Source organism: Lentibacter algarum (genome assembly GCF_018860975.1).
GTDB classification, from domain to species: domain Bacteria; phylum Pseudomonadota; class Alphaproteobacteria; order Rhodobacterales; family Rhodobacteraceae; genus Lentibacter; species Lentibacter algarum_A.
This window is the reverse complement of the sequence record NZ_JAHKQI010000005.1, coordinates 639,053-659,754: the sequence shown is the minus strand read 5'-3', so window position 1 is coordinate 659,754 and position 20,702 is coordinate 639,053. Positions and strand designations below refer to the sequence as shown.

The 20,702-nt window shown below is 57.2% G+C and carries 17 protein-coding genes, 1 tRNA gene and 1 riboswitch; of the genes, 7 read left to right on the top strand and 11 right to left on the bottom strand.

The genetic code is table 11. The features are described from left to right. Positions 1-12: 12 nt before the first annotated feature. Positions 13-192: riboswitch (cobalamin riboswitch) on the top strand. Between the two features lie 51 nt (positions 193-243). Together KO498_RS07435 and cobF are read left to right on the top strand one after the other, a co-directional pair. Beyond that, positions 244-921, top strand: coding sequence for an energy-coupling factor ABC transporter permease (locus tag KO498_RS07435; RefSeq protein WP_215959237.1), 678 nt, complete (start codon positions 244-246; stop codon positions 919-921). 65 nt (positions 922-986) lie between these two features. Next, positions 987-1,739 carry a precorrin-6A synthase (deacetylating) gene (gene cobF / locus KO498_RS07430; RefSeq protein ID WP_215959236.1) on the top strand — a complete coding sequence of 251 codons (753 nt, stop codon included), beginning with the start codon at positions 987-989 and terminating at the stop codon, positions 1,737-1,739. A 244-nt stretch (positions 1,740-1,983) separates the two neighbouring features. On the opposite strand, the gene KO498_RS07425 is transcribed toward cobF, so the two are convergent. Further along, complete coding sequence (locus KO498_RS07425) at positions 1,984-2,844, bottom strand: N-formylglutamate amidohydrolase (RefSeq protein WP_215959235.1); 861 nt, start codon at positions 2,842-2,844, stop codon at positions 1,984-1,986. A gap of 151 nt (positions 2,845-2,995) precedes the next feature. Between KO498_RS07425 and KO498_RS07420 the strand changes: the two genes are divergently transcribed. From KO498_RS07420 to KO498_RS07410, 3 genes are all read left to right on the top strand, one after another. Next, positions 2,996-3,070 (top strand) — tRNA-Val (locus KO498_RS07420). Positions 3,071-3,151: 81 nt separating this feature from the next. Next, the gene (gene ykgO / locus KO498_RS07415; protein WP_008205324.1) at positions 3,152-3,277 is read left to right on the top strand and encodes a type B 50S ribosomal protein L36; all 126 of its coding nucleotides are present in this window, start codon (positions 3,152-3,154) and stop codon (positions 3,275-3,277) included. Positions 3,278-3,386: 109 nt separating this feature from the next. Further along, entirely contained in the window at positions 3,387-4,307 is a 921-nt protein-coding gene (locus KO498_RS07410) for a hypothetical protein (protein WP_215959234.1), read from the top strand. Positions 4,308-4,323: 16 nt separating this feature from the next. Here the strand turns inward: KO498_RS07410 and KO498_RS07405 are convergent, their stop codons facing one another. The 7 genes from KO498_RS07405 to KO498_RS07375 form a co-directional block, all read right to left on the bottom strand. Then, a complete protein-coding gene (locus tag KO498_RS07405) occupies positions 4,324-5,544 on the bottom strand; it encodes a phenylacetate--CoA ligase family protein (RefSeq protein ID WP_215959233.1) in 1,221 nt (406 codons plus the stop codon). Between the two features lie 53 nt (positions 5,545-5,597). Further along, a complete protein-coding gene (locus KO498_RS07400) occupies positions 5,598-6,425 on the bottom strand; it encodes an ABC transporter ATP-binding protein (protein ID WP_215959232.1) in 828 nt (275 codons plus the stop codon). 70 nt (positions 6,426-6,495) lie between these two features. Then, positions 6,496-7,779 (bottom strand): ABC transporter substrate-binding protein, encoded by a 1,284-nt coding sequence (locus KO498_RS07395; protein WP_215959231.1) that lies wholly within the window; start codon positions 7,777-7,779, stop codon positions 6,496-6,498. A 74-nt stretch (positions 7,780-7,853) separates the two neighbouring features. After that, complete coding sequence (locus tag KO498_RS07390; protein WP_215959230.1) at positions 7,854-8,963, bottom strand: branched-chain amino acid ABC transporter permease; 1,110 nt, start codon at positions 8,961-8,963, stop codon at positions 7,854-7,856. Positions 8,964-8,968: 5 nt separating this feature from the next. Beyond that, a complete protein-coding gene (locus tag KO498_RS07385; RefSeq protein WP_215959229.1) occupies positions 8,969-9,955 on the bottom strand; it encodes a branched-chain amino acid ABC transporter permease in 987 nt (328 codons plus the stop codon). A gap of 38 nt (positions 9,956-9,993) precedes the next feature. Next, positions 9,994-10,815, bottom strand: coding sequence for an ABC transporter ATP-binding protein (locus tag KO498_RS07380; protein ID WP_215959228.1), 822 nt, complete (start codon positions 10,813-10,815; stop codon positions 9,994-9,996). Further along, the gene (locus tag KO498_RS07375) at positions 10,812-12,785 is read right to left on the bottom strand and encodes an AMP-binding protein (RefSeq protein ID WP_215959227.1); all 1,974 of its coding nucleotides are present in this window, start codon (positions 12,783-12,785) and stop codon (positions 10,812-10,814) included. Before KO498_RS07375 ends, KO498_RS07380 begins: the two co-directional genes overlap by 4 nt. A 181-nt stretch (positions 12,786-12,966) precedes the next feature. Here KO498_RS07375 and KO498_RS07370 point away from each other — a divergent pair, with 181 nt between their 5' ends. Further along, complete coding sequence (locus tag KO498_RS07370) at positions 12,967-14,889, top strand: PAS-domain containing protein (protein WP_215959226.1); 1,923 nt, start codon at positions 12,967-12,969, stop codon at positions 14,887-14,889. Next, the gene (locus KO498_RS07365) at positions 14,886-15,587 is read left to right on the top strand and encodes a response regulator transcription factor (RefSeq protein ID WP_215959225.1); all 702 of its coding nucleotides are present in this window, start codon (positions 14,886-14,888) and stop codon (positions 15,585-15,587) included. Before KO498_RS07370 ends, KO498_RS07365 begins: the two co-directional genes overlap by 4 nt. A 122-nt stretch (positions 15,588-15,709) precedes the next feature. Here the strand turns inward: KO498_RS07365 and KO498_RS07360 are convergent, their stop codons facing one another. The 3 genes from KO498_RS07360 to fdhF are packed head-to-tail and all read right to left on the bottom strand — an operon-like array spanning position 15,710 to position 20,607. Next, positions 15,710-16,909 carry a hydantoinase/carbamoylase family amidase gene (locus tag KO498_RS07360; protein WP_215959224.1) on the bottom strand — a complete coding sequence of 400 codons (1,200 nt, stop codon included), beginning with the start codon at positions 16,907-16,909 and terminating at the stop codon, positions 15,710-15,712. Then, positions 16,906-17,832: an HNH endonuclease gene (locus KO498_RS07355; protein WP_215959223.1), complete on the bottom strand. Its 927-nt coding sequence runs from the start codon at positions 17,830-17,832 to the stop codon at positions 16,906-16,908. Before KO498_RS07355 ends, KO498_RS07360 begins: the two co-directional genes overlap by 4 nt. A 3-nt stretch (positions 17,833-17,835) precedes the next feature. Further along, positions 17,836-20,607 (bottom strand): formate dehydrogenase subunit alpha, encoded by a 2,772-nt coding sequence (fdhF, locus tag KO498_RS07350; protein ID WP_215959222.1) that lies wholly within the window; start codon positions 20,605-20,607, stop codon positions 17,836-17,838. Positions 20,608-20,702 lie beyond the last annotated feature (95 nt).

The window sequence follows — 20,702 nt, the reverse complement described above, 5'->3', positions numbered from 1 at the left end:
ATCCGCTCTATGGGCTACTCCTAAAAGCACGGCACCACATGTGTGGTTTTAAGGGAATCGGGTGCAAACCCCGAACTGCCCCCGCAACTGTAAGCGGCGAGCGCGACGGATTGACCACTGACCATTTGGTTGGGAAGGCCGGAAGCGCTGCGACCCGTAAGTCAGGAGACCTGCCGTGCAATCACCGCGTCAAGCGGACCCAACACTGTCGGCGGGGCAGTGAACACGAAAGAGGGACAGATCATGCATATCGAACCAGGCGTCGTTGACGCAGCAAAAATGGGCTTTGCCTACGCAACAGCCGCAGGCGCCGGCGCTTACACCGTTAAGCTGGCCGTCACAGACCTTGCCAAGCGCAACATTGTTTCGCTGGCCGTGCGCACGCTCATCGCCGCCATCGGAACATTCATCTTCTTTGAGGTTCTGCCGCATTTTGCAGTTGGCATCTCGGAAGTTCACTTCATCCTTGGCACCACATTGCTACTCGTGCTCGGTGCCGCCCCCGCGGCAATGGGCCTCGCCCTTGGCCTGCTGTTGCAAGGCATGTTCTTCGCCCCGTCCGATATGCCGATGTATTTCGTCAACGTGACGACACTTCTCGTGCCGCTCTTTGTGATGCAAGCTCTCGCGAGCCGCATCATCCCCGAGGGCAAAGCCTTTGTTGATCTGGACTACGCAGACGTGCTCAAGCTTTCAGCCACGTTCCAAGCGGGCGTTGTTGCCTGGGTTGCCTTTTGGGCCTTCTACGGCCAAGGCGTTTCGGCAGAAACATTCTCGCTGGTCTCAACATTTGGCGCGGCTTACATGCTCGTGGTCATCATCGAGCCAGTAGCAGACCTGATCGTGCTCGCGGCAGCCAAATCACTGCGCGGCAAGACACCGGCAAGCCTTGTGACACCGCGCCTCTACAACGCGGCTTAAGGCTAACAAACGTATTGGCCCGAGCCTTCACTTGAGGGTTCGGGCCTTTTTTATGCGAGCATTTCATGATCAATGATCTCTGGCTTATCGGCATCGGCACAGGCAGCCTGACGCATCTCACACATGAAGGCCTGCAAGCCCTGCGTGACGCGTCCGTCATTCTCGTCCCGCGCAAAGGCACGGGCAAAGATGACTTGGCCGATATACGCCTCAAGCTTATCTCGCAGGCGCAAACCAACGCCGAGATCATTTTCTTTGAATACCCCACGCGCGACCCTTCCCTGCCCTACATCGAGCGGGTCGCCGCTTGGCATCGCGAGATAGCCCTGCGTTGGCAAGCGGCTCTTGAAGGCCAAAATATAGCAGGCCCCGTGGCCCTCCTCATCTGGGGCGACCCCTCGCTCTACGACAGCACCATGCGCATCGCAGGTTACCTCTCCCCGAGGCCAAAACTGCGCGTCATTCCCGGTGTCACCTCACTGCAGGCCCTCACCGCCGCGCATGCTATCCCGTTCAACACAGTCAACGGCAACGTCCTCATAACCACAGGCCGCCGCCTACGCGACGAAGGCTGGCCAGCAGGCAGTGAGACCGTAATCGTCATGCTCGACGGTGAGGCCAGCTTCCAACATCTCACCGAGCCCAACCTGCACATCTGGTGGGGCGCCTACCTCGGCATGCAAGAGCAGATCATCGACGCAGGCCCCCTCCCTGAAGTGGCGCAAAGAATAGCCCAAACCCGCGCCGCCGCCCGTGAGGCCCACGGTTGGATCATGGACACATACTTGCTGCGTAAAGGTGGCGAAACTCCGGGGTAGAGCTTTGCCCGGCGGGCCGGTCATTACGGCATACCGCTGTGAGCAACCGCGATCCGCGCGCTGCGTTAAGTTAACCCCCGTTAATCTTTTCGGCAGAATTGTCAGCACGCATTATGCACTGTGGTATGCACTGCTATATGCACGCGAGTCACCTGCAAGCCGTTCGCAACTGCGAAAGTTAACGCCGCAAAACGCAGCCTTAAGCTGGGCTTAAACCCCTTATGTATATGGTGTTCGGGCAGGTTTACTCCGCCGCCAACTGCTCGCTCTTACGCCCGATCTCGCAAATCTCCGCCGTCACCCGCTTCAAAACCCGCTGAAAGGCTTCAAAGTTCCCGTTTGGCCTGATCATATGCTCGTTCATATAGAGCGCGCGGTCGATCTCGATCTGAATCGCGTGTTGGCCCTTACTTGGCCGTCCGTAAGCCTGACAGGTATAGGCCCCCGCAAACGGCACATTGCGCACTACGTGCAGCCCTTCGGCAGCAAAGGCCGCCTCAATGCGGTCAACAACCTCGTTTGACGCCGCCGCACCGTGCCTGTCGCCAACCACAATCTCGGGCCTGCGCATACCAGAGCGCATGGCTATATCCATCGCCTCATGCGGCATCGAGTGGCAGTCAATCAAAATGGCCTCGCCAAAAGCCGCGCTCGACTGATCAAGCAGCTTTCGCAGCATCGCATGATAGGGCCGCCAATAGGTTTCAATCCGGCGTTGCCCCTCGCTCAGCGGCAGCTTGCCACGGTATATCGCCCGCCCGTTTGACACCACCCGCGGCACCACGCCAAGCCCCGAGGCCACACGCGGGTTATGGCCACGGCTGCTGACACCTTCAAACAGCGCAGGATCAAGCTCATCTGCGGCGCGGTTGAGATCAACAAAAGCGCGCGGAGCACCGGCCAACAGCAAGGGCGCGCCAAGCTTGGGCGCGGCGCTAAACAGTTGATCTACAAAGGCATCTTCCGATGAGCGTATACTATGCTGGTCAAGCAGCGTCTTGCGCAGAAACGTCCAGGGGTAATCGCGCCCACTATGAGGCGAGGCGAAGACAACAGAGGTGTCGCGCCGTTCCGGATGGATCAGATCATAGGCAATACGTGGCATTCCGGCTCCAGTTTTCTTGCTCAATTATAAGCACAGAAATATAGCTTCCAAAAGCCCTTGATCATATCACCGACTCCTCTTATAGACACGGAACACTGGCGTGGGTTTCCGCGCCTCTCTTTTATTGGAGAGGTCACACCTAAGTCAGTTCGGGCGATTAGCTCAGCGGTAGAGCACTTCGTTGACATCGAAGGGGTCACAAGTTCGAACCTTGTATCGCCCACCAGAATTCACCGTTTCGGCCCCGGCTGAAACACCCGCAAACCCAATGGCGCAAGGCCTGCGCCGCGATTAAGGAGATAGCCTGATGAAGGTTAAGAACTCACTTCGCTCGCTGAAGAACCGGCACCGTGATTGCCGTATCGTGCGCCGCAAGGGCCGCGTTTACGTGATCAACAAAACACAGCCGCGTTTCAAAGCCCGTCAGGGGTAAGCGACTCACACAGTTGTGTAGCATTGCAAAAACTCGCCTCTTCGGGGCGGGTTTTTTCTTTTGGGCGATAGGTATAAACTATCCTTCGCATAAGTCAGGAGGCAGCACGATGAACAAAATCTTCGGATGGTTGTTGAGCGGCCTGTTCTTTTTAAGCTCGCTCCAAACAACCCTCGCCTGCGCTTTTCACGGCTACAACCCCAACCCGACGCTGGTTGATGTGCTGCTGACAACCGAGCAAGCCGTCATCGCCCGCCTCGATCCGGCAAACTCGCAACGCTACAAAGTCACCGAGGTTTTGATGGGTTCAGAGGCGCCTGACATTCCCGTGCCGGTTGCCGCCAACATCCGCAAAACCCTTGCTGCCAGCCCCACAAACAGCATCCTGCTCGCCCGCGACGGCGCCTATGGGCCGTGGATGGCGCTAACCATACTCGACAGCCGCCTGCAAAGCGTGATCAAGCAAGTGGTGCACAAACAATCTGCCTTCAACAACGGCACAGGCGAAGCCCGCCTCGCGATGTTTGCCAAACTGGTCAATGATCAAAGCCCTGCCGTGCGCCGGCTCGCCTTGCAAGAACTTGACCGCGCGCCTTACAACGCCCTGCAACGTGCCCGCTTGCCTAAGGTTCAAGGCCTCAAGCAACAGCTTGAAACAGGGGACGAGGCCCTAATGCCTATCCGCGTTTTGCTGGCTGGGTTGACGGAAAGCCAAAGCTTCAGCGGCTTTATGCGCGACGAGCTCGACCTCGCAATAAAAGGCGATATCGCTTACATGGGTGCCTACGCCACGGCCCTTGTCGAACTTGAAGGCAAGCCCGCAGTCGAGCACCTCCTGCAAAGCCACCTGAGCAACAAAGCCCTGCCGCTGACCACCCGCACCAAGCTGTTGCAAGCCCTGTCTATCCAGCACAAAACCGCGCCCCGCGCGACCCGCCGCGCCATTGCTCAAGGGGTCGCAAATCTGCTGCACACCTCGCCGGAACTTAGTGAATCAGCTGCACAATTCTTCGGGTTTCGTAAGGGCTAGCTGTGATTAAGCCCTCTCAGTCGTAGCTGCGCTGATCCTCGATCACCAAGCCGTCTTTGGGCAAGCTGCCAAGCGCAACAACGTCAACCTTACCCTTGAGCTTAAGCACTTCAGCGACAGACTTGGCGTAGGCGTCAGCATCACCGCCCTCGGCCTCAACAAGCACTGTCATCGCGTCCATCTCACCCTCGCGGCTGGCAACAACGCGCACCTTGGCGATCTCGGCGTGTTTGGACACCAAAGCAGCAACCTGCTCTGGGCGCACGAACATACCTTTGATCTTGGTGGTCTGGTCAGCGCGGCCCATCCAGCCTTTGATGCGCATATTGGTGCGGCCACAGGGGCTTTGCCCTTCAAGCACCGCGCTCATGTCGCCCGTGGCAAAGCGGATCAGCGGGTAGTCAGGGTTCAGCGTGGTCACCACAACCTCACCGACTTCACCCGCGGCAACAGGCGTGCCCGTGCCCGGTGTGACGATCTCGACAATCAAACCCTCGTCAACGATCATCCCCTGATCAATGCCGCTCTCGTAAGCGATGGTTCCAAGGTCGGCGGTGCCGTAGCTTTGCAAGCAGGCAATGCCACGGTCGGCATACTCTTGGCGCAGAGACGGGAACAGCGCTCCGCCGCCGACAACCGCCTTGCTGATCTTGAGCTTGAGGCCCATCTCGTCCGCCTTGTCGAGAATGATCTTGAGGTAGTCGGGCGTGCCCGCATAAGCGGTGCTGCCAAGGTCGTGCGCGGCTTGCGCCTGTAGCTCGGTCTGGCCAACACCGGCTGGCAAAACCGTCGCGCCAACCGCGCGTGCGCCGCTCTCAAACATCATGCCCGCTGGCGTGAGATGGTAGGAGAAACAGTTGTGCACGATATCGCCTTTGCCAACACCCGCGGCCTTCAAAAACCGTCCTGCACGCCACCAGTCGTGGCCAATGCCACCGGGCTCATAGATCGGGCCGGGGGACTGGAACACATGCCCGAACTCGTTTGGCGCAAGTGTCGTCAACCCGCCAAAAGGCGCGGCGCTTTTCTGAGCTGCGCCCAAGTCGGACTTGCGCAGAACCGGCAAGCTCGCCAGCGCGTCAACCGAGGTAATGCTCGCGGCATCAACACCCTTCAGGCTCTCGCCATAACCGGCCAATGCCTGCGCACGGGCGATCTGCTCAGGGAGCGCCTTGGCGATATCAGCCGCGCGCTCAGAGGCACTACGGGTTTCGAGTTTGTCAAAAAACTGGCTCATCTAGAAAGCCCTCATAAGGGTTACAGGCTGCCCATCGGGCGGCGAAATCAGGCTTAACTCAGCCAACGCTTGCGGCGACGGTAAGAACGCACATCGCGAAAGCTCTTGCGGCCTTCATCAGACATGCCAAGGTAAAATTCCTTCACATCAGGGTTCTCGCGCAGCTCGGCGGCGGGGCCGTCCATAACCACGCGGCCTGACTCAAGGATATAGCCGTAATGCGCATATCGCAGCGCGACGTTGGTGTTTTGTTCGGCCAAAAGGAAGGTGTAACCCTGCTCCTCGTTGAGCGACTTCACAATCTGGAAGATCTGCTCAACCAGCTGCGGCGCGAGGCCCATTGACGGCTCATCCAGCAAAATAGTCTCGGGGCGGCTCAGCAAAGCACGGCCAATCGCGACCATCTGCTGCTCACCACCCGAAGTGTAGCCCGCCTGTGACTTGCGGCGCTCTTTGAGGCGTGGGAAGTAGTTGTAAACCATCTCCAAGTCAGCATCGACAGCGCCTTTGCCATCGGAGCGGGTGTAGGCGCCTGTGAGCAGGTTTTCTTCAACCGTAAGGTGCTCAAAACAGTGGCGGCCTTCCATCACCTGGATAACGCCGCGCTTCACCAGATCAGCAGGGTCAAGGTGTTGGGTAACCTCGCCGCGATAAGAGACAGAGCCCTTGGTGACTTCGCCGCGCTCGGAGTGCAGCAGGTTCGAGATCGCCTTCAGCGTCGTGGTCTTGCCAGCGCCGTTGCCGCCGAGCAAAGCCGTGATACCGCCCTTGGGTACATTCAGGCTCACGCCCTTCAGCACGAGGATCACGTGATTGTAGATCACCTCGATATTGTTGACCTCAAGAACGGTCTCTTGTTGTGTTTCGGCAGCATCAAGCATGTGAGCGTCTCTCGTTTGAAACTTCTAAAAGGTGCCTCGGCCACCGTCTGGCAGCCGAGGCAGGGTAGGCTTACTTGCAACCAGCTTCGATGCCGGCCTCTTTGGCATATGCCGCTGAGTCTTCATCAATAAGTGGCTGGATCACTTCAGCGTCTGACGGCGCAAAGCCGGAAATCAGCTTCCATTCTTTCGCGGTGGCATCCCACTGCGTCACGCCGACGAGACCGTCGCCACCATGGTTTTCACAAGAAACCTTGAAGGCTGGCCCGAAGTTTGGAAAACCAAGAGAGGTCATCTTTTCTTCGGTCATCTCCAGTGCTTCCATCCCGTCGCGCATCATCGACGGTGTGATGTCGGCGACGCCATGGATCTCTTGTGCAGTCTTCGCAGATTCTGCTGCAAGCATCGCGGCATAGATACCACGGTTGTACATTACGGTTCCGATTTGGTTTCCGTTTCCGGCAGCTTTACCCGCGTCCACAACGTACTTCTGGATGTCGTCATACACGGGGAAGTCACGCCCCACGCCATTGAACGTTACCGCTTTGTAACCATCGGCTACATCACCAGCAGGCAACACATCGACTTCCGAACCAGACCACCATATGCCAATGAAGTTCTCCATCGGGAACCGGATGTTCGCGGCTTCCTGAATCGCAACCTGGTTCATTACGCCCCAGCCATACATGACAACGTAGTCGGGCTTGTCGCGGCGGATTTGCAGCCATTGGGATTTTTGCTCTTGGCCGGGATGGTCAACAGGGATGGTTTTAAGCTCGTAACCGTGCTTTACAGACAGATTTTCCAACGTGCGGATAGGCTCTTTGCCGTAGGCCGAGTTGTGGTAGATCAGCGTGATCTTCTTGCCCTTCAAGTCACCCGCATTCTCGCCCGAGAGGTAGTTGATAACACCTGATGCGCCGTCCCAATAATTCGCCGGAAAGTTGAAAACATGGCTAAAGACTTTGCCGTTTTTCGCTGACGTTCGGCCTAGGCCTGTTGTCAGCATCGGAATGTCATCTGCTGTGACTTTCGGGATCAACTGGTAGGTGATACCTGTAGACATAGGCTGATACACGAGCCCGCCGCTGCCTTTCAGCGATTCATAGCATTCAACACCTTTTTCGGTATTATAGGCTGTTTCGCATTCGGGAACCTGTGTCATCACACCGCCGATACCGCCATCACGCTCGTTGAGCAGTGTGAAGTAGTCGGCGTAACCGTCCGCGAACGGTATCCCGCCAGCCGCGTATGGGCCTGTGCGGTATGACATTGACGGGAACACGAGGTCCGCCATCACTGGTCCTGCTACCATCGTAGCAGCGAGGGCCATTGTTGCTAGTGTCTTCTTCATCGGGTTTCCTCCCTTGGTTTTTCCGACGTGTGCCGGGGTATTCAGTTCCCCCGACGAATTTTGTCGCGCGCGCCCTAGTGCGGGAACGGCCACAATCTCAGTTTTTCTTTTGCCACGCGCCAAAGTTGCGCGAGACCGTGCGGCTCGGCGATCAGAAACGCGATGATCAACGCCCCCACGATCAGGAACTCCAGATGCGCCGCGAGGTCTGTTGGCCAGCCGAGGCCTCCAACCAGAACGTTCTTCAGCAGCACCGGCAAGAGCACGAGGAACGCAGCCCCCGCGAATGACCCGAAGATCGAGCCAAGCCCGCCAATGATCACCATGAACAGCACGAGGAACGATTTGTTGATGCCAAAGGCTTCGCCAACCTCCACCGCGCCGAGGTAGACCGAGAAGAACAAGGCTCCCGAAATGCCGATAAAGAACGAGCTGACAGCAAAGGCGCTGAGCTTGGCTTTGAGCGGGTTCACCCCGATGATCTCGGCGGCGATGTCCATATCACGAATGGCCATCCACTTACGGCCAACAGAGCCGCGCGTCAGGTTGCGCGCGACAACGGCGCAGATCGTCAGGATCACGAGGCAGAAGAGGTATTTCGCCCATGCGTCAACATTCGGGCCGGTGACGTTTACACCAAATATCCCACGCTCCGGAGCATTGATCTGGCCGGAAGCCGAGAAATTGTAGGCCCACTCCCACTTGTTGAAAAGCCAAACGAGGAAGAACTGCGCCGCCAACGTAGCAACGGCGAGGTAGAAGCCTTTGATGCGCAGGCTTGGCAAGCCAAACAGCGCGCCGACGATGGCTGTGACAAGACCTGCAAGAATGACCGAGAAGAAGATATTGATCGGCGGCAGCGCGTATTGAACACCGCCCAGCCAGATGTCGATCCCCGTCATGAACTTGTAGCAAGCATAAGCGCCCACCGCCATAAACCCGCCTGTGCCGAGCGAGACTTGCCCGCAATAGCCGACAAGGATGTTCAGGCCGATCGCCGCGATCGAGTAGATCAGGAACGGCATGAAGATCGCGTTGACCCAGTAGTCGTTGAGCATGAACGGGATCAGCGCAAAGGCCACGAACAGCACAAAGTAATAGCGGTAGCGATCGAACTTGATCGGGAAGGTCTGGTTGTCGTCTTTATAGGTGGTCTTGAAATCACCTGCTTCACGATAAAACATCGGCCTTACACCCTTTCGATAATTTTTTCGCCGAACAGGCCCTGCGGCCTAAAGACGAGGAAGATGAGCGCCAGAACATAGGCAAACCAGTTTTCAGTAGCGCCGCCGACCATTGGGCCAATAGCGAACTCAAACAGCTTTTCACCAACGCCGATGATAAGCCCGCCGACAATCGCACCGGGGATCGATGTGAAGCCGCCGAGCATGAGAACGGGCAAGGCTTTCAAGGCGATCAGCGACAGCGAGAACTGCACGCCCGACTTGGTGCCCCACATGATGCCAGCAACAAGCGCAACAAAGCCCGCCAGTGACCAGACCATCACCCAGATGAAGTTGAGGTTGATCCCAACCGAAAGCGCGGCTTGGTGATCATCAGCAACAGCCCGCATCGCGCGGCCCTGCTTGGTGTATTGGCTGAACAACACCAGCGAAAACACGAGGATCGCAGCAATGACCGTGGCAACGATATCAAGGTTGTCGATGAAGAAACCGTAGTCAAAGATATTGAAAGTCACGTTGTCTATCCAGGCATTGATGCCCTGCGGCAAGCCAACATCGAGCTTCTTGATGTCACTGCCCCACATGATGTCACCAAAGCCTTCAAGGAAGTAGGCAAGGCCGATTGTCGCCATGAACAGGATGATCGGCTCTTGGCCAACAAGGTGTCTGAAGACAAACTTTTGCACCATCCAAGACAGTAAAACCATGACAGCCGCTGTGCCAAGGATCGCCACTACAGCAGGCAGATGCCAGCCAAAGTGATGCAGCTCGGTGCCGAACATCGCGTTGATCAGATGTGCGAAAGGCACTTGCCCGTCCATGATCCCGACCAGCGTGAGAGCCGCAAAAAGCGCCATAACGCCTTGTGCATAGTTGAAAATGCCCGAGGCTTTATAAATGAGAACAAAGCCCAAAGCGACGAGCGCATAAAGCACCCCTGCCATCAGGCCGTTGAGGAAAACCTCCATCGCGTAGACGAGTTGGTCAGACATGGAAGCCTCCGAATTTAGAAATTGTCAGGGTGTTCAGATCAGTCATGGCTCACCCCCAGATAGGCGTCGATAACCGCCTGGTTGTTGCGCACTTCGTCGGGCGAGCCGTCGCCGATCTTCTTGCCGTAATCCATCACGACAACGCGGTCGGACAAGTCCATAACCACGCCCATGTCATGCTCGATCAGGCAGATCGTCGTGCCGAACTCGTCGTTCACATCCAGAATAAAGCGGCTCATGTCCTCTTTTTCCTCGACGTTCATGCCGGCCATAGGTTCATCAAGCAGCAAGATCGAAGGCTCGGCCGCAAGGGCTCGCGCCAGTTCAACCCGCTTTTTGAGGCCATAAGGCAAACGCGACACAGGTGTCTTGCGGATCGCCTGAATTTCAAGAAAGTCGATAACCTTCTCAACAACTTCACGGTTCGCAACTTCTTCTTGCTCGGCCTTGCCCTTCCAGATCGCTTGGCTGAAAAGCCCCGTCTTCATGTGGTTCAAACGGCCGGTCATCACGTTGTCGAGCACAGTCATGCCCTCAAACAATGCGATGTTCTGGAAGGTGCGCGCAATACCTTGCTGTGCAACCTCGTAAGGGCGCATCTGCGGGCGACGCGAGCCCTTATACCAGACTTCGCCCTCTTGCGGCACGTAAAACCCCGAGATCACATTGAGCATCGAGCTCTTGCCAGCGCCGTTAGGGCCAATAATGGCGCGGATCTCGCCTTGCTTGATGTCAAAGCTGATGTCGGTGATCGCCTTCACACCGCCAAACCGCAGGGTGATGTTTTTCATCTCCATCACCGTGCCGCCGATCTTGCGACCGTCTGCCGTGACGTAGCCCTCGTTGCTCATATCGTTCATTCCGCTGCCACTTTCTGCGCGCTTACGGGCTGCACCTTGGCGTCGCGAATTTGCAATGTCGCGCTGATGCTGCCTTTGCGGCCGTCTTCATAAGTTACTTCTGTCACGGTCGAGACTTCGCTTGAGCCGTCATAAAGTGCTGTGATGATGTCAGAGAACTTGTCCTCAACAATCACGCGGCGCACTTTGCGGGTGCGGGTCATTTCGCCGTCATCGGCATCAAGCTCTTTGTGCAGGATAACAAAGCGGTGCACCTGACAGCCCGAGAGCATGTCGTCTTGTGCGACGCTTTTGTTCACCGCTTCGACGTGTTCCTGAATGGTATCAAGCACCCGCGGATGCCCCGCCAGCTCTTGGTATGAGGCGTAGGCAACATTGTTGCGCTCGGCCCAGTTGCCAACAGCCGTAAGGTCGATGTTGATGAACGCCATGCAACTGTCTTTGCCGTTGCCAAACAGCACAGCTTCCAGAATGTCTGGGTAGAACTTGAGTTTGTTCTCGACATACTTTGGCGCAAACATCGCGCCGCTCGACATTTTGCCAACATCCTTGGCGCGGTCGATGATGCGCAAATGCCCCGAGTCCTTCTCAAAGAAGCCCGCATCGCCCGTTGCGACCCAGCCTTCTGGGTCTTTGGTTGAGGCCGTGCTTTCGGGGTTTTTGTAGTATTCCACAAAGGTGCCGGGGCTGCGGTAGAAAATCTCGCCACTGTCGTCGATCTTGATCTCGACGTCAGGTGCCGGCACGCCAACCGTGTCAGCCCGCACTTCACCGTCTGGCTGCACAGTGATGAAAACAGTCGCCTCCGTCTGGCCGTAAAGCTGTTTGAGGTTGATGCCAAGCGAGCGGTAAAACTCGAAAATCTCTGGGCCGATGGCCTCACCCGCCGTATAGCCGACGCGCACGTTGCTAAAACCGAGGGTGTTTTTGAGCGGGCCGTAAATGAAGATGTCACCAAGCTTGTATTTCAGCCGGTCAATCAGCCCGACAGATTTGCCATCAAGGATCGCTGGGCCAACGCGCTTGGCAAGGCCCATCGCCTTATCAAACATCCACTTTTTCATCCGGCTCGCGTCTTCCATGCGGATCATCACATTGGTCAGCTGGGTTTCAAACACCCGCGGCGGGGCGAAGTAATATGTCGGCCCGATCTCGCGCAAGTCGGCCATAAGCGTGTCGGCGCTCTCGGGGCAGTTGGTGCAAAACCCTGTCCAGTAAGCCTGACCAACCGAGAAGATAAAGTCACCAACCCAGCCCATCGGCAGGTAAGCAAGGATCTCGTCCGACGAGTTAAGCTTGTCAAACTCCGAGGCGTTCTTGGCGCTTTCAACGATGTTTTGGTTGCTCAGCACAACGCCCTTAGGCTTGCCTGTGGTGCCCGAGGTGTAAAGCATCACGCAGGTCGTGTCGTAAGTCGCCTTGCCGCGACGGGCTATCAGGTCTTCTATCAGCTCGTCATGCGCCGCACGGCCCTGCGCCTGAATATGGCTGAACTCATGCAATTTCTTGTGGTCATATTTGCGCATCCCGCGCGGGTCGATGTAGATCATGTGCTCGAACTGCTTGAGCCCGTCTTGCACGTCGATCACCTTGTCGACTTGCTCCTGATCTTCGGCAACAACAAAGCGTGCGCCACAGTGATCAAGCACATAGGCCATCTCGTCAGCCGAGGCGTCTTGATACAGCGGTACAGGGATAGCGCCAACAGACTGCGCAGCAACCATCGCCCAGTAAAAGTAAGGCCGGTTGCGCCCGATGATAGCAATGAAGTCGCCCTCGTTCACACCGAGGTTGATAAACCCGAGCGCCAGCGCTTCGATCTCTTCCGCAGTTTCAGCCCAGGTCCAGCTCTGCCAGATGCCAAACTCTTTTTCACGGTAAGCATCCTTACCGCCAAACTCGCGCGCATTCCGCTCCAAAAGCGCCGGAATGGACACAAGTCCTCCGGTAGGTTGTGACGCCTGTGCCAAATCTAGTCCTCCCAATGCCCCTGCTAACAGAAACGATTCTCCTCGCCTTCAGGGTGCGGGTTTAAAGCTCGCCGTCAACTTTTTCCTGAACATTTCCGGAATCTTACGAATTGTAACAATCCGCGCTTCTCTCTTTGCGCGCTGCCCCCGTGGTGCTAGGCAAAAAGAAGGAGACCCGCCGATGAACACGCGCAGCAGCAACACCGAAGCCATGACAATGGCCGGCCTCAACCTGATCCAACAAGCCCTGTCAATCTATGATAGCGACTTGCGGTTGGTGGTTGCGAACGACAGGTTCCGCACAATGTTCGAGTTGCCCGAGGTGCTCATGACAGCAGGCGCAAGCTTTGAAGAAACGATCCGCTTTCTCACCCAGCGTGGAGAATATGGCGAGGTCTCTGACCCCGAGCAGTTTATCAATGAACGGGTTGAACTGGCGCTGAACTTTGAGCCTCACTATATCGAGCGCCAGCGTGACAACGGCACATGGGTTTCAATCGAGGGCTCGCCGCTGCCGCAAGGAGGTTGGGTCGCGGTCTATACCGATATCACCAGCACCAAGCAGCAGGAGGAGTTGCTGCGCACCCGTTCCGAAACACTCTCGGACCAGTTGCTCACCCGCGCCGAAGAACTCGCCAGTTCAAACCGCGCGCTAGGGGCCTCTGTCATGGCGCTTGAAGTGGCCAAACGCCAACTTACCGAAATGGAAGCGCGCATTCGCCTGACCACTGAAATGATGCCTGCGCACATCTCTCATATCGGGCCAGACATGCTTTACACCTATTCCAATCGCAGGCTCTCGCAAGTGATGCCCGGCTCCATCGAAGACCCTGTCGGCAAACACGTGTCCGAAGTGCTCGGCCCCGAAACATGGGCGATCCTCGACCCTCAGCTCAAACGGGGATTTGCAGGAAAAGCCACTGTCTTTGAATTCAACCATGAGCCCAGCTCCCAGCGGATTCGCGTCGCGCTCACACCGGATGAAAGCACAGGTGGTGTCTATGTCCTGTCGATGGATATCACCGAAGAAACCCAGACCCGCTCGGCACTTCAACAAACCCGCCGCCGCGAGATTGCCGCTCAGATGATATCAGGACTGGCGCATGATTTCTCCAATTTGCTGACAATCATACTTGGTTCCCAATCCCGCCTCGAGCGTGTCGAGTTGCCAGAAAATGCGCAGGATCTTGTTGCCGCGACGCTCTCGGCAGCGCGGCGTGGCGGGGTGCTGCTCAACCGCATCGCCGACATGACAGGCGCGCGCGACTATCACCCCGCGCCAACCCACATCGCACCCTTTCTGGGCGGCTTTGACACATTGGCCCGCTCGGCCCTGCCCGAAGGCATTACCCTGACGATCAACAATCACATCGCCCAGGACGCGCTGATGCTTGACGCCGGTATGCTGCAAGACAGCTTGCTCAACCTCGTGCTCAATGCGCGTGATGCTTGCGGCCGTGAAGGCCGGATCACCCTCACCGCCATCACCGTGCAGAACACTTGGGCGGAGTTCACAGTCAGCGACACAGGTAAGGGCTTTTCCGAGCATGCGCTCACCCGTGCCTTTGATCCGTTCTTTACCACCAAAGGCGAAGGCGGCTCAGGCCTCGGCCTGCCGATGGTCTATGACGCTGCCAAGCTTTCGGGCGGCTCGGTGCATGTGCGCAACATTAGCACTGGCGGGGCAAACACTGGCGGCGAAGTGACCATTCGCATGCCCTTGCGCCTCGCTCCTGCACCGGTTGAACCCGGCCTCGCTTTGCTGGTTGAAGACAACTCCGACATTCGGGCAGACATGCGCCAAATGCTGGTCGCCTTCGGGCATTCCGTGATCGAAGCAACCAGCGCCGAAGAGGCCCTCGCCCTTGCGCGTGAAGTGCCCGACATTTCGCTGGTGCTCTCTGATATCTCGCTGGAAGGTGAACTCACGGGCATCGACTTGCTTGAACGCCTACCCGCCTCCAAACCTTCTTGTTTGTTGATGACAAGCATGCCCGACAGCCACCCGCTCTACCAAAAAGCGCTGGCCGCAACGGCTGTCTTGCGCAAACCCGTGTCAGAGCAAATGCTGGCCAGATACCTCGGAACGGAACCCACACCATGACAGCGCCTTTGGTCACTATCCTCGACGACGAACCCGCGATCCGCGAGATGCTGACCGAGGCTTTGCAAGAAGCCGGCTTTCGCACGATGAGCTTTGGCCGCGCAACCGAGTTTGAAGCTGCCTTGCTACAAACCTCGCCCGATGTCTGTTTGGTTGATCTCTCCTTGCCTGACAAAGACGGGCTGACGCTGGTGCACAGGCTGGCGCTTGAGCAGGGCGCGTCGGTGATCATCATCTCCGGTCGCGCACAGGTGCAAGACCGCGTCACAGGGCTCGAACTCGGCGCTGACGACTATATCATCAAGCCGTTCGAGCCTGCCGAAGTTGTCGCCCGCGTGCGTGCCCGTCTGCGCAAAAATGCCCCTATGGAACAGGCCGGCGAAACCGCAAAGTTCAACGGCTGGACTGCGCATTTTGACCGTTACATGTTGATTGACGCCAGCGGTGAAGAAACTGCCTTCTCGCATGCGGAAGGCGAGGTTCTGCGGCTGTTTCTTGAACGCCCCAAGCGGCTCATCTCGCGTGCGAGCATGCAAGAAACCCTCGGCGGCGCGGCGGGTGAAAGTTTTGACCGCGCGATGGATGTGCGCATCTCTCGCCTGCGCACCAAACTCAGAGAAGACCCGAAGAACCCGCAGTTGATCAAAACCATCTACGGCGCTGGCTATATCTTTTTGGGCGACGTGAGCTGGAGCTAGCTTGTGCGTTAACCTTTCGCCTGCGATTTTGCGGCGCAAAACTGTCAGCACGCATTATGCACTGGTATATGCACTGTGGTATGCACGCATTGTGCAGGCAGCTTTTGGCAAAATCCAAAAGGTTAACAGCTGCTCACAGCACCTGCCAAAACATCCAGTCCTGTCACCAGATCGGCCTCATCCGTGTCTTCCTCAAAGGCATGGCTGATGCCGTTGATCGAGGGCACAAACAGCATCGCCACGGGCATATGCGCGGCAACATTCGTTGCATCATGCAGCGCACCTGACGGCATCCTGCGCCACTTGTCTACCGCGTGTTTTTGTGCACTGTTTTCAAGTGCTTGCCGCAACTCTGCGTTCATCTCAACAGGCTCTAGCCCAAGCATTTTTCCAAAGCTCACCTGCATGCCCCGGGCCTTGGCAACCTCTCTCGCTGTGTCGCGGATGATCTCTTCCATACGCGCCAATCGGGTCGTGTCACCGTCACGCCATTGCATCGAAAAAACCGCCCGTCCCGGCACTATTGAGTGCGCATCAGGGTGCAGCTTCACATGGCCAATCGTCCACACAGTCTGCGGTGTGACAACATTGCGAAAACGGTTGTTTATCAATGTGTTAAACTCTGCCAGAGCTTGGAAACTGTCCTTGCGGCGGTGCATCGGCGTGGTGCCCGCATGGTTCTGTTCGCCCTCAAAAGTGACGCGCATATCGCGGATACCAACGATGCCGGTGACAACGCCAACGGCCTCTTTTGCCTCATCAAGCCAAGGCCCCTGCTCGATGTGCATTTCGATAAAACCACTGAAGCGTTTGGGATCAACAAACCCCTCCGAAGCAGGCATGCTCGCGCGGGCATCCGCAAGGGTCATACCTTCTGTGTCGAGCAGCTTGTCAGCTTCTTCAAGGCTCATCGCACCCGACCAAACCGTGCTGCCCGTGGTCACACCAAAGCGCCCCTCCTCGTCTTGAAAGGACACCACCGAAACCGCAGGCCCGCCCGCCTCCTTGCTAGCCCGCGCGACCTCTAGCGCCGCGATCACCCCCAAGGCCCCGTCAAGCCACCCGCCCTCTGGCTGGGTGTCAGAATGTGACCCTAGTAACAATGACTTAGGCTCTTTTGACAACCCGAAGAGCGACCCCATCGGATCATAAAAAGCCACAAGCCCAGCCTCTTCAAACTTGTCCGCAAGCCAAGCCCTGGCAGCGATATCCTCGGGCGAAAACGCAGGCCTCACAACGCCTTTGCCAACTCCGGAAGCGCCGAACTTGCGCAGCTCGTGAAGGTCAGAAAGAAAGCGTTTGTGGTTCGGTTTCAACTTCATGCTGTCATCCCGTATATGTGCTCTCGGTGATACTTCAGATATGCGGGATGCTGGTGATCACGCGGGTTATCAGGCAAGTGCAACTTCCCTGTCGGGCAAATCAAACGCGTCTTCACATCTGCAGGAACTTTGTTGTCGGATACCAATATTTCATAGTTTTCACCGACCGAAATCAACCCACGATCAAACATCCAATGCAGGGTTCCCGAGAGTGCGAGCCCGTTCACGACAATATCCGGCCCCATGTCGGCAACAGGGCGAATATGCGCCGCCTGCACCTCAGCTCTCCCGCCTCCATTGCGCAAATCAAGCCCTGAAATCGCGCATCTCCCCTTGTAGGCTGCCTTCACATTGCGCGCGAAGGACGCCTCGCGTTTGGGGCGTGAACTCAAGATATTCTCTCTGATATCAATAAGTTCCGCACCAGTGAACGGCTGTTGTGCTTCTGCAAACTCAAACAAGGGCTCAGAGGCCACTTGAGCCGCCTCGCGCGGCAGCGCATCCGCACCTTCAAGCGGCTTAAGTCCTGCAGTCACGATCTCGCTGAACTCGGCAAAGCTTAATCTGCGAACGGCCGAAACACTGGCCCCGCCTGAAATCGCCCTGCCATCAGCCCCGCGCAACGAGGCTTCAAAGGCGGTTCCAAAAATGTTGTTGCGAGGCACAACCTGTTCGAACTGCCACTCGGTTCCCCGCTCGTAATAGGCAAAGTAGTGGCCCTCTTTTTGCGGATCGGCCACGACACTCGCCAGCTTGATCACCGAAGTATACCCTAGCGCGCCCTTCTTGCCTTCGTAGATGACAACCCAATCACCTATGGCTTCTTCAACCATCCGCAGATAGCGCTTGGGAAAGTGATAGGCGACACCGGGTGCATCATCGTAGATCGAGTTTGGATTCTGGATGAAAACCGCGTTGGCCATGCCCTACTCCGCAGCCACTGTCGCCGCCTCTACTTTCACTGCCGAGAACTTGAATTCGGGGATTTTGCCGTAAGGGTCGATCGCAGGGTTTGTGAGCACGTTGGCCGCCGCCTCAACGTAGGCAAACGGCACGAAGACCATGTCTTCGGCCACGGCTCTGTCCGCGCGGGCCATGATGGTAATGCTGCCACGGCGGGTTGTCAGGCGCACGTGCCCGCCTGCCTCAACCCCAAGTTTTCGCAGGGTTTTCGGATGCAGAGAGCAGTTGGCTTCCGGCTCCATCGCGTCGAGCACCTTGGCGCGCCGCGTCATTGAACCAGTGTGCCAATGCTCAAGCTGGCGACCGGTGGTCATGATCATCGGAAACTCTGCGTCAGGCGCTTCGTCTGGCGCGATCACACTCGCAGGGGTAAACTTGGCGCGGCCATCTTCGCGCGGGAAACCGTCACCAAACACAATGGCTTGGCCCGGGTCTGTTTCGCTCAGCGACGGGTATGTAACTGTCTCGGTTTCAAGCCGCTCCCATGTGATATTGTCGAGCGATTTCATGTTGAGCTTCATCTCGTTGAAGACTTCACTCACGTCGTCATACGTCCAATCAAGCCCACAGCGTTGCGCCAGATCAACCGTGACTTTCCAGTCTTCTCGCGCCTCGCCAGGAGGGGCAACAGCTGGCCGCACGCGCTGCACTTGGCGGTTGGTGTTGCTGACGGTGCCGTTCTTTTCATAAAGCGCCGAAGCGGGCAGGATCACATCGGCATAGTTTGCTGTTTCTGTTAGGAAAATGTCCTGCACAACAAGGTGCTCGAGCTTGGCAATCGCGTCGCGTGCGTGCTCGACATCGGGGTCAGACATGGCGGGGTTTTCGCCCTGAATATACATGCCCTTGATGCGCCCGGCATAGGCTTCGTCGATGATCTCGGTCACTGTCAGGCCCTTCTCGCTCGAGAAGTCACCAGCGCCCCAAACATCGGTGAAGTTCTTGCGGATGGTGTCGTCCATCACGCTCTGGTAATCCGGCAAGAACATCGGCACGAGGCCCGCATCTGACGCGCCTTGCACGTTGTTCTGGCCCCGCAGAGGGTGCAAGCCGGCGCCCGGTTTGCCGACATTGCCAGTCATCAAAGCAAGGCTGATCAGGCAGCGCGAGTTGTCAGTGCCATGAATGTGTTGACTGACGCCCATGCCCCAGAAAATAAGGCCAGCCTCGGCCCCTGCGAAGATGCGCGCAACCCGGCGCAACTGCTCGGGCGAGACACCGCAAATCTCGCTCATCGCTTCGGGTGAGAACTCTTTGAGGTGCGCTTTTTCGGCCTCCCAGTTTTCAGTCCAGCGGTGGATATACTGGCTATCGTAAAGCTCTTCCTCGACGATCACATGCATGATCGCGTTGAGCATGCTGACGTCCGCACCGGGGCGGAATTGCACCATCTCCTCCGCAAACCGCCTCAGACCAACGCCGCGAGGGTCCATCACGATAAGCTTTCCGCCGCGCTTGGTGAACTGTTTGAAATAGGTCGCGGCAACCGGGTGGTTTTCGACAGGGTTCGCCCCGATCACAATCGCCACATCGGCGTTTTCGATCTCGTTGAACGTCGCAGTTACGGCGCCCGAGCCGACGTTTTCGATCAGGGCTGTAACAGAGCTCGCATGGCAAAGCCGTGTGCAGTGATCGACGTTATTGTGCAAGAAGCCCTGCCTAATGAACTTCTGGAACAAATAGGCCTCTTCGTTGGTGCATTTGGCCGAGCCAAAGCCAGCAACAGAGCGCCCGCCGTGCTTTTCGCGTAGGTCTGAAAGCCCGCCAGCGGCAAGCGTCATCGCCTCTTCCCAGCTTGCCTCGCGGAAGGTCTCTTGCCAGTTTGCAGGGTCAACATTCAGCCCCTTGGCAGGTGCGTCGTCTCGGCGGATGAGCGGCTTTGTCAGGCGGTGCGGGTGGTGAATATAGTCATAGCCAAAGCGGCCTTTAACGCACAAACGCCCTTCGTTTGCGGGGCCATTGATGCCCTCGACATATTTCACCTTGCCGTCTTTGACCTTAAGAGAAACCTTGCAGCCAACGCCGCAGAACGGGCAGACGCTTTCGGTCTCGCTGTCAAAATCAGCGCTGTCTCCTAGTTGCGCATCGTCCAAAACCGTCGCAGGCATAAGAGCACCTGTCGGGCAGGCTTGCACGCATTCTCCGCAGGCAACGCAGGTGCTTTCACCCATCGGGTCAGCCATGTCGAACGTTGGATATGCATCGTGCCCGCGCCCTGCCATGCCGATCACATCGTTGACTTGCACCTCGCGGCAGGCCCGCACACAGAGGTTGCAGGAAATGCAGGCATCAAGGTTCACGCGCATCGCGATGTGGCTGTCATCAAGCAATGGAATGCGGCCTTCTTCCAGCTTGGGGAAGCGACTCTCGGTGATGCCGTTGAGATCGGCCATGTCCCAGAGATGCGCAGACTTGTCATGGCTCACGTCACGCTCGGGTTGATCAGCCAGAAGCATCTCGACAACCAGCTTACGCGCACTCGTGGCACGGGCGTTGTTGGTGACAACAACCATGCCGTCTTGTGGCTCACGAATGCAGGACGCCGCCAAAGTGCGCTCGCCTTCGATCTCGACCATGCAAGCGCGGCAGTTGCCATCAGGGCGGTAGCCGGGAGCAGGCTTATGGCACAGATGCGGGATGACGAGGCCACGTCCATTGGCCACTTCCCAAATCGTCTGGCCTGCCTCGGCCACGACTTCTTCGCCATCAAGCGTGAACTTTACTGTGTCAGACATGCTGCGACTCCCGTTCTTTAGCTTATCTTAAAACAGATGCGCTGCGCGTTACATACGATATTCCCGACATAGGCAGGCGTATTTGCGTCGCGCAT

Excerpts from the sequence above, each read along its gene's own strand:
- KO498_RS07435 (WP_215959237.1), top strand. The coding sequence starts at position 244 with ATGCATATCGAACCAGGCGTCGTTGACGCAGCAAAAATGGGCTTTGCC.
- cobF (WP_215959236.1), top strand. The coding sequence starts at position 987 with ATGATCAATGATCTCTGGCTTATCGGCATCGGCACAGGCAGCCTGACG.
- KO498_RS07425 (WP_215959235.1), bottom strand. The coding sequence starts at position 2,844 with ATGCCACGTATTGCCTATGATCTGATCCATCCGGAACGGCGCGACACC.
- ykgO (WP_008205324.1), top strand. The coding sequence starts at position 3,152 with ATGAAGGTTAAGAACTCACTTCGCTCGCTGAAGAACCGGCACCGTGAT.
- KO498_RS07410 (WP_215959234.1), top strand. The coding sequence starts at position 3,387 with ATGAACAAAATCTTCGGATGGTTGTTGAGCGGCCTGTTCTTTTTAAGC.
- KO498_RS07405 (WP_215959233.1), bottom strand. The coding sequence starts at position 5,544 with ATGAGCCAGTTTTTTGACAAACTCGAAACCCGTAGTGCCTCTGAGCGC.
- KO498_RS07400 (WP_215959232.1), bottom strand. The coding sequence starts at position 6,425 with ATGCTTGATGCTGCCGAAACACAACAAGAGACCGTTCTTGAGGTCAAC.
- KO498_RS07395 (WP_215959231.1), bottom strand. The coding sequence starts at position 7,779 with ATGAAGAAGACACTAGCAACAATGGCCCTCGCTGCTACGATGGTAGCA.
- KO498_RS07390 (WP_215959230.1), bottom strand. The coding sequence starts at position 8,963 with ATGTTTTATCGTGAAGCAGGTGATTTCAAGACCACCTATAAAGACGAC.
- KO498_RS07385 (WP_215959229.1), bottom strand. The coding sequence starts at position 9,955 with ATGTCTGACCAACTCGTCTACGCGATGGAGGTTTTCCTCAACGGCCTG.
- KO498_RS07380 (WP_215959228.1), bottom strand. The coding sequence starts at position 10,815 with ATGAACGATATGAGCAACGAGGGCTACGTCACGGCAGACGGTCGCAAG.
- KO498_RS07370 (WP_215959226.1), top strand. The coding sequence starts at position 12,967 with ATGAACACGCGCAGCAGCAACACCGAAGCCATGACAATGGCCGGCCTC.
- KO498_RS07365 (WP_215959225.1), top strand. The coding sequence starts at position 14,886 with ATGACAGCGCCTTTGGTCACTATCCTCGACGACGAACCCGCGATCCGC.
- KO498_RS07360 (WP_215959224.1), bottom strand. The coding sequence starts at position 16,909 with ATGAAGTTGAAACCGAACCACAAACGCTTTCTTTCTGACCTTCACGAG.
- KO498_RS07355 (WP_215959223.1), bottom strand. The coding sequence starts at position 17,832 with ATGGCCAACGCGGTTTTCATCCAGAATCCAAACTCGATCTACGATGAT.
- fdhF (WP_215959222.1), bottom strand. The coding sequence starts at position 20,607 with ATGTCTGACACAGTAAAGTTCACGCTTGATGGCGAAGAAGTCGTGGCC.